Consider the following 6,809-nt stretch of genomic DNA (forward strand, 5'->3'; position numbering starts at 1 on the left):
ATTTTTCAATAATCAAAAAAATGCTTTAAATTACATCGCGTGTTTATTTGTAATATAGCGAGAAAATAAAACACGTCGATTGTCATGTAAGCGTCATTTGCAAGAGATATGGCTGTCATCTGTCTGTCATGTATTGGCGATATTTCTGTCATTTCTCGGTGATAAATTCTCTCTCGAACATAAGCTGCGTGAATTCGCACATTTCAGTGTAAATCTCAGCGAATAAATTTTAGTCATCATAAAAGAGAGAAATTGACATGGCATCGATAAAACAGTCGGCTCTAGCACTGATGCTTGGTTTTGCGTTTAGTTGTCAGGGAATAGCAGCCACCACAATTCCATTTTGGCATTCAATGGAGGGGCAGCTTGGTGAAGAAGTGAATGACCTTGTCACTCGCTTTAATGAAACGCATCCTGATTACAAAGTGGTTCCTACCTATAAAGGGAATTATGAACAAAGTCTTGCTGCGGGAATAGCCGCATTTCGTTCCGGTAATGCCCCTGCTATTTTGCAAGTTTATGAAGTGGGCACGGCAACGATGATGTCATCTAAAGCCATTAAGCCAGTCTATGAAGTCTTTAAAGAGGCTGGCATTGATTTCGATGAATCCCAGTTTGTTCCTACCGTCTCCGGTTACTACAGCGACGCAAAAACAGGTCACCTGTTATCTCAACCTTTCAATAGTTCTACGCCGGTTCTCTATTACAACAAAGAGGCTTTCAAAAAAGCAGGTTTGAATCCAGATGAGCCACCAAAAACATGGCAAGACCTTGCTCAATACACTGAAAAATTACGTGAGTCGGGAATGAAGTGTGGCTATGCGAGTGGCTGGCAGGGATGGATTCAAATCGAAAACTTTAGTGCATGGAATGGGTTACCTGTTGCAACGAAAAATAATGGGTTTGATGGTACGGATGCAGTTTTGGCATTTAATACACCAGATCACGTAAGGCACATTGAACTGCTACAAGACATGAATAAGAAAGGGACGTTCAGTTATTTAGGACGTAAAGATGAGCCAACCGAAAAATTCTATAACGGGGATTGTGCCATTATTACGGGGTCTTCCGGTTCTCTAGCCAATATCCGTAAACACGCCAAGTTTGATTTTGGTGTTGGTATGATGCCATACGACGCGCAAATTCCAACTGCGCCACAAAATGCCATTATTGGCGGTGCGAGTTTATGGGTGATGGGGGGCAAAGATCCCGCAACTTATAAAGGCGTTGCGGAATTTATGAAGTTCCTTGCTGAGCCTGAGAATGCCGCAAAATGGCACCAGAATACGGGGTATTTACCGATTACCACTGCGGCGTATGAATTAACCCAAAAGTCGGGTTTTTATGACAAAAATCCCGGTGCAGATATTGCCACGCGTCAAATGCTCAATAAGGCGCCTCTCCCTTATACCAAAGGATTACGCTTAGGGAACATGCCACAGATTCGTACCATTGTGGATGAAGAGTTGGAATCAGTATGGTCCGGTAAGAAAACCCCACAGCAAGCATTAGATGCTTCTGTTGAACGGGGTAACCAATTATTACGCCGCTTTGAAAAATCCACTCAGTAATGAGTCCTTTCGCCCCTCTGATGGCATGCAGAGGGGCGCTGCATCACATCTGATTTATTGGGTTGCTTATGTCATCATCTCGTCCCGTATTTCGCTCCTGCTGGTTGCCTTATGTCCTTGTATTGCCGCAATTAATCATTACGGTCATTTTCTTTATTTTGCCCGCAGGGCAAGCCCTATGGTACTCCCTACAACGTATTGATCCTTTTGGATTATCCAGTGAATTTGTGGGATTGGAAAATTTCACTCAACTCTTTAGCGATAGCTATTATGTCGACTCTTTTTATACCACGATGATTTTTAGCGCGTGGGTCGCGGGGTGTGGGTTAGTGGTTTCACTTTTTTTTGCTGCGTTAGTTGACTATGTGGTGAGAGGGAGTCGTTTTTACCAAACATTGATGCTGTTGCCTTACGCAGTAGCTCCCGCTGTGGCGGCGGTGTTATGGATGTTTCTCTTTAGCCCAGGAAGAGGATTAATCACCTATGGTTTGGAGGCGATTGGGTATGATTGGAACCATGCACAAAACAGTGGGCAAGCCATGTTTTTAGTGGTTCTAGCGTCAGTTTGGAAACAAATTAGTTATAACTTTTTGTTTTTCTTTGCTGCGTTGCAGTCGATTCCTAAATCTCTGATGGAAGCCGCTGCAATCGATGGTGCGGGTCCTATTCGACGCTTCTTTAAAATATCTTTACCACTGATTACCCCTGTCAGCTTCTTTTTACTGGTCGTGAATTTGGTGTATGCCTTTTTTGATACCTTTCCGGTGATTGACGCGGCAACGGGAGGGGGACCCGTACAAGCAACCACAACACTCATTTATAAAATTTATCGTGAAGGTTTTTCGGGACTCGATCTCTCTTCATCCGCAGCACAGTCAGTCATTTTGATGGGATTGGTGGTCATCTTAACGGTAGTTCAATTTCGTTTTATCGAACGTAAGGTGCGTTACCAATGATTGAAAAAAATCGAGGGTTGAGCCTATTTAGTCACTCAATGCTGATACTTGGAATTTTGGTGATTTTATTTCCACTGTATGTGGCGTTTGTTGCCGCGACGCTGGACGATAAAGCGGTTTTTGATACTCCGATAACGCTGATCCCTGGTACCCATTTATGGGAAAACCTGACCTATATCTGGAATAACGGCGTCGCAGCAAACAGTGCACCATTTTGGTTAATGCTGGTGAATAGCGCCATTATGGCGCTGGTAATTGCGATAGGAAAAATCACGATTTCGATGCTATCAGCGTTTGTGATTGTTTGGTTCCGTTTCCCATGCCGTAGTCTATTTTTTTGGATGATTTTCATTACGTTAATGTTGCCTGTAGAAGTCCGTATTTTTCCTACTGTAGAGGTCATTTCCAGCTTAAACATGGTGGATAGTTACTCTGGGTTAACCTTACCGTTGATGGCATCAGCCACTGCCACTTTTTTGTTTCGTCAATTTTTTATGACGTTGCCGGATGAGTTAATTGAAGCCGCACGTATTGATGGTGCCTCCCCAATGCGTTTTTTCCGCGACATTGTATTGCCATTGTCTAAAACAAACTTATCCGCACTATTTGTGATCACGTTTATCTACGGTTGGAATCAGTATTTGTGGCCGATTTTGATCGTCGCAGACCCGAGTTTAGGAACAGCAGTGGCTGGGATCAAAGGCATGATTGCTTCTGGAGAAGGGACAACACAATGGAACCAAGTGATGGCAGCAATGCTGCTGACACTCATTCCTCCTATTCTTGTTGTATTAGCGATGCAGCGTGCTTTTGTACGTGGCTTAGTCGATAGTGAGAAATAACCATGGCAGAATTAAAGCTTCAAGCCGTCACCAAAAGTTGGGACGGAAAAAATCAAGTCATTAAGCCGCTTACGGTAGATGTCGCCGATGGCGAATTTATTGTTATGGTGGGACCTTCAGGGTGTGGAAAATCCACGTTATTACGCATGGTGGCAGGGCTAGAGCAAGTGACCAGTGGGGACATTTGGATTGACCGAAAACGCGTGACGGAATTGGAGCCAAAAGAGCGTGGTATTGCGATGGTTTTCCAGAATTATGCGCTTTATCCTCATATGAGTGTTGAAGAAAATATGGCGTGGGGATTAAAAATTCGCGGGCTTGGGAAAGAAATCATTCGTCAAAAAGTACAGGATGCAGCCCGTATTTTAGAACTTGATGGTTTATTAAAGCGCCAGCCTAGAGAGCTCTCTGGCGGTCAACGTCAACGGGTGGCTATGGGGCGTGCGATTGTCCGCGATCCTGCGGTATTTTTGTTTGATGAACCGCTTTCTAACCTCGATGCAAAATTACGCGTGCAAATGCGCCTTGAGCTACAGCAACTACATCGACGTTTAAAAACTACCAGTTTGTATGTCACGCATGATCAGGTGGAAGCGATGACATTGGCTCAGCGAGTGATGGTGATGAATAAAGGCATCGCAGAGCAAATTGGTTCACCAGTCGAGGTGTATGAACGTCCTGCTAGCCGTTTTGTGGCAAGCTTTATTGGTTCCCCCGCGATGAATTTGTTGGAAGGAAAAATAAGTACTGATGGCGCATGTTTTGAATTAAACGGTGGAATGCAATTACCTCTAGAGAGAACATATTTACAGTGGGTAGGGCATGCGCTAACGTTAGGTATCCGACCGGAACATTTGCAATTAGGCTCTGAATCATCAGGGGGGATTCCCCTTGAAGTCGACACACTCGAAATGTTAGGTGCCGATAATCTTGTGCATGGTCAGTGGGCTGGACAAAAAGTGATTGTACGTCTTGGTCATGAACATCGACCCCAAGTAGGTACAACACTATGGCTTCATCTTCCTGAAGCCCATCAGCATTTTTTTGATACTCAATATGGACACCGTTTATGAATCTTTGGCCTTATCCTAAAATTGTTGCTCATCGTGGTGGTGGAAAATTAGCCCCTGAGAATACCCTTGCCGCCATCGATGTCGGAGCAAAATATGGTCATACGATGATTGAGTTTGACGCTAAATTATCCCGCGATGGTCAAATTTTTCTGCTTCATGATGATACCCTTGAGCGCACCAGTAATGGGCATGGTATTGCGGGGGATTTCGATTGGAGTCAGCTAATCAAAATAGATGCGGGAAGCTGGTATAGCCAAGAGTTTGCTCATGAACCCTTGCCATTGCTGTCACAAGTCGCGGAGCGTTGCCAGCAACATAACATGATGGCAAACATCGAAATTAAACCCACAACGGGCTTAGAAACCGAAACAGGAACTGTGGTGGCTCTCGCTGCTCGTCAATGGTGGCAGGGGCAAACAGCGCCATTACTCTCTTCATTTTCAATTGAATCCCTTGAAGCGGCTCAGGCCGCTGCCCCCGAATTGCCACGCGGTTTACTACTCGAAGAGTGGCGTGAAGATTGGCGAGAACTCACGGGGCGCTTAGATTGTGTGTCTATTCATTTGGACCACATTTTACTGGATAAAGCGCGAGTTGATCTTTTGAAACGTGCTGGCTTATTTATTTTGGTGTATACCGTGAATGACCCTGATCGCGCTAAATTATTATTAGACTGGGGGGTGGATGCAATTTGTACCGATCGTATTGATCTAATCGGTCCAAACTTCCCTGTAAAGTAGAACAGCAATCCCTTTGTTTTTAAAGCTCCCCCAATAAGCCTATTGCTTATTGGGGGAGCTTTTCCATTGTGTAAATAAGTAATTTATTCAATTAAAAACAATGAGTTAGTTTGTCAAGTGATTATCGGTAATTAGGATTAACTTTTTTCCTTTTTCTTGAAAATATTGGTTAGTATCTCGTCATCACACGGATAAGGATGGCAGTCGATATGACAATGCAGCTCATTGCTAGACCTCATGATTCGGCTTTTAAAGGTTTTATGAGCAAAGTCGATAATGCGCGAGATTTCTTTGAAATCTATCTTCCGAACCGCATTAAACCACTTTGTAATTTGGATACACTGAAGCTAGCGAGTGCTTCATTCATCGATAAAACCTTGCGGTCTCGTTTTTCAGATATGCTTTATTCTGTTCAAACTCTCAAGGGAAAAGGGTATTTCTACCTATTAGTTGAACATCAATCTACCCCCGATAAGCTGATGGGATGGCGGCTTATGCACTATGCATTCTGTGCAATGAACCAACATTTGCAGCAAGGAAATAACGCATTACCACTGGTGGTACCTATCTTGTTTTATCATGGGAAACAGTCGCCTTATCCCTATTCACAGGTATGGACTGATTGTTTTCCGTGGGCAGATTTAGCCTATGACCTCTATTGCAATCCATTGCCGCTGGTGGACGTGACGGTAGCGAGTGACGATGAAATTGTGAATCACCGAAAAGTTGCTGCAATGGAGCTCGTGCTTAAACATTCTACATTGAGGGATGACCTGATAGTGCTATCCGAGCGTTTAGCTCAGGTGATTAGTGAGAATGAAAACCACCGTGATGATGTGATTTTAATCATTAACTATCTGTTTAGTGTGATGGATACCCCGACATACACTCAGATAGTCAAAACATTAATTGAACAAACCGAAGGGTATCAGGAGACTGTCATGACGATTGCTGACCGTTTAAGAAATGAAGGGTTAGAAAAAGGCTTAATAAAAGGTAGAGAAGAAGGAAAAGCAGAAGGAAGAGAAGAAGCTCGGCAAGAGGAGCAAGCGATAGCTAGACAGCGAACTTACACTCAAGTTATTACCAGTTTGGACCTTGGCTTAAGTATTGACATTATCAGTAAAATTACAGGGTTACCACATTCTGAAATACAAGCTATGCGCTAAAATAATACAGGGCAGAGTTAACGTAACAGTGAACTCTGCCCTTTTTCAATCTATTGTATTAGAAGTTAATTTTTAATGTCGCATTCACACCACTTGAGTTGACATCACTGTTGTATTGACCTTGGTAAGATACGCCGAGAGTCGTCGATTTGTTAAGTTGAGCATCAATACCTAAGCCAATTCCAAACAGATTATCCAGCTTACCGCCACGGATTTTGGCTTCGCCAGTATCTGATAAGAACAGCATGGCTTCAGGGCGATTATCACCAAATAAGTGGCTGGCTGAAACATCGCCTTTCAGGGCTAAATTAACGTTACCCGCGGCGAATGGGTAGCCACCACGTAAACCGACAGTACCAACTTGGATATCTTGGTTGTCAGTTTTAGTGGTGAATTGCATATTACCCACTTGTTCATGCAGATTGTCACTGGTGACATGTAACCAGTTAAATCCAGCA

7 protein-coding genes are annotated in these 6,809 nt (G+C 43.6%); 6 read left to right on the forward strand and 1 reads right to left on the reverse strand.

Going from position 1 to position 6,809, the window contains the following annotated elements; all coding sequences use genetic code 11:
- Nucleotides 1-257 precede the first annotated feature (257 nt).
- The 6 genes from ugpB to PSF16_RS15990 all read left to right on the forward strand — a co-directional run bounded on the left by ugpB (nucleotide 258) and on the right by PSF16_RS15990 (nucleotide 6,351).
- The gene (gene ugpB, locus PSF16_RS15965) at nucleotides 258-1,571 is read left to right on the forward strand and encodes a sn-glycerol-3-phosphate ABC transporter substrate-binding protein UgpB (protein ID WP_272689651.1); all 1,314 of its coding nucleotides are present in this window, start codon (nucleotides 258-260) and stop codon (nucleotides 1,569-1,571) included.
- Nucleotides 1,572-1,639: 68 nt separating this feature from the next.
- Complete coding sequence (gene ugpA, locus PSF16_RS15970; RefSeq protein WP_272689652.1) at nucleotides 1,640-2,527, forward strand: sn-glycerol-3-phosphate ABC transporter permease UgpA; 888 nt, start codon at nucleotides 1,640-1,642, stop codon at nucleotides 2,525-2,527.
- Nucleotides 2,524-3,369 (forward strand): sn-glycerol-3-phosphate ABC transporter permease UgpE, encoded by an 846-nt coding sequence (ugpE, locus tag PSF16_RS15975; protein WP_272689653.1) that lies wholly within the window; start codon nucleotides 2,524-2,526, stop codon nucleotides 3,367-3,369. The genes ugpA and ugpE overlap by 4 nt, the downstream gene beginning before the upstream one ends.
- Nucleotides 3,370-3,371: 2 nt before the next feature.
- A complete protein-coding gene (locus PSF16_RS15980) occupies nucleotides 3,372-4,442 on the forward strand; it encodes a sn-glycerol-3-phosphate import ATP-binding protein UgpC (RefSeq protein ID WP_006662509.1) in 1,071 nt (356 codons plus the stop codon).
- Nucleotides 4,439-5,182 carry a glycerophosphodiester phosphodiesterase gene (gene ugpQ / locus PSF16_RS15985; RefSeq protein WP_006658521.1) on the forward strand — a complete coding sequence of 248 codons (744 nt, stop codon included), beginning with the start codon at nucleotides 4,439-4,441 and terminating at the stop codon, nucleotides 5,180-5,182. Before PSF16_RS15980 ends, ugpQ begins: the two co-directional genes overlap by 4 nt.
- 209 nt (nucleotides 5,183-5,391) lie before the next feature.
- Complete coding sequence (locus tag PSF16_RS15990) at nucleotides 5,392-6,351, forward strand: Rpn family recombination-promoting nuclease/putative transposase (RefSeq protein WP_036978163.1); 960 nt, start codon at nucleotides 5,392-5,394, stop codon at nucleotides 6,349-6,351.
- A 58-nt stretch (nucleotides 6,352-6,409) separates the two neighbouring features.
- Here PSF16_RS15990 and PSF16_RS15995 read toward each other — a convergent pair.
- On the reverse strand, nucleotides 6,410-6,809 hold a 400-nt coding region (locus tag PSF16_RS15995; RefSeq protein ID WP_272689654.1), incomplete at its 5' end, for an autotransporter outer membrane beta-barrel domain-containing protein.

The sequence above is a fragment of the Providencia sp. PROV033 genome (genome assembly GCF_028484855.1).
Classification (GTDB): Bacteria; Pseudomonadota; Gammaproteobacteria; order Enterobacterales; family Enterobacteriaceae; genus Providencia; species Providencia alcalifaciens.

Bases quoted from the DNA above. Each gene is read 5' to 3' on its own strand.
- ugpA (WP_272689652.1), top strand. From the start codon at position 1,640: ATGTCATCATCTCGTCCCGTATTTCGCTCCTGCTGGTTGCCTTATGTC.
- ugpQ (WP_006658521.1), top strand. From the start codon at position 4,439: ATGAATCTTTGGCCTTATCCTAAAATTGTTGCTCATCGTGGTGGTGGA.
- ugpE (WP_272689653.1), top strand. From the start codon at position 2,524: ATGATTGAAAAAAATCGAGGGTTGAGCCTATTTAGTCACTCAATGCTG.
- PSF16_RS15990 (WP_036978163.1), top strand. From the start codon at position 5,392: ATGACAATGCAGCTCATTGCTAGACCTCATGATTCGGCTTTTAAAGGT.
- ugpB (WP_272689651.1), top strand. From the start codon at position 258: ATGGCATCGATAAAACAGTCGGCTCTAGCACTGATGCTTGGTTTTGCG.
- PSF16_RS15980 (WP_006662509.1), top strand. From the start codon at position 3,372: ATGGCAGAATTAAAGCTTCAAGCCGTCACCAAAAGTTGGGACGGAAAA.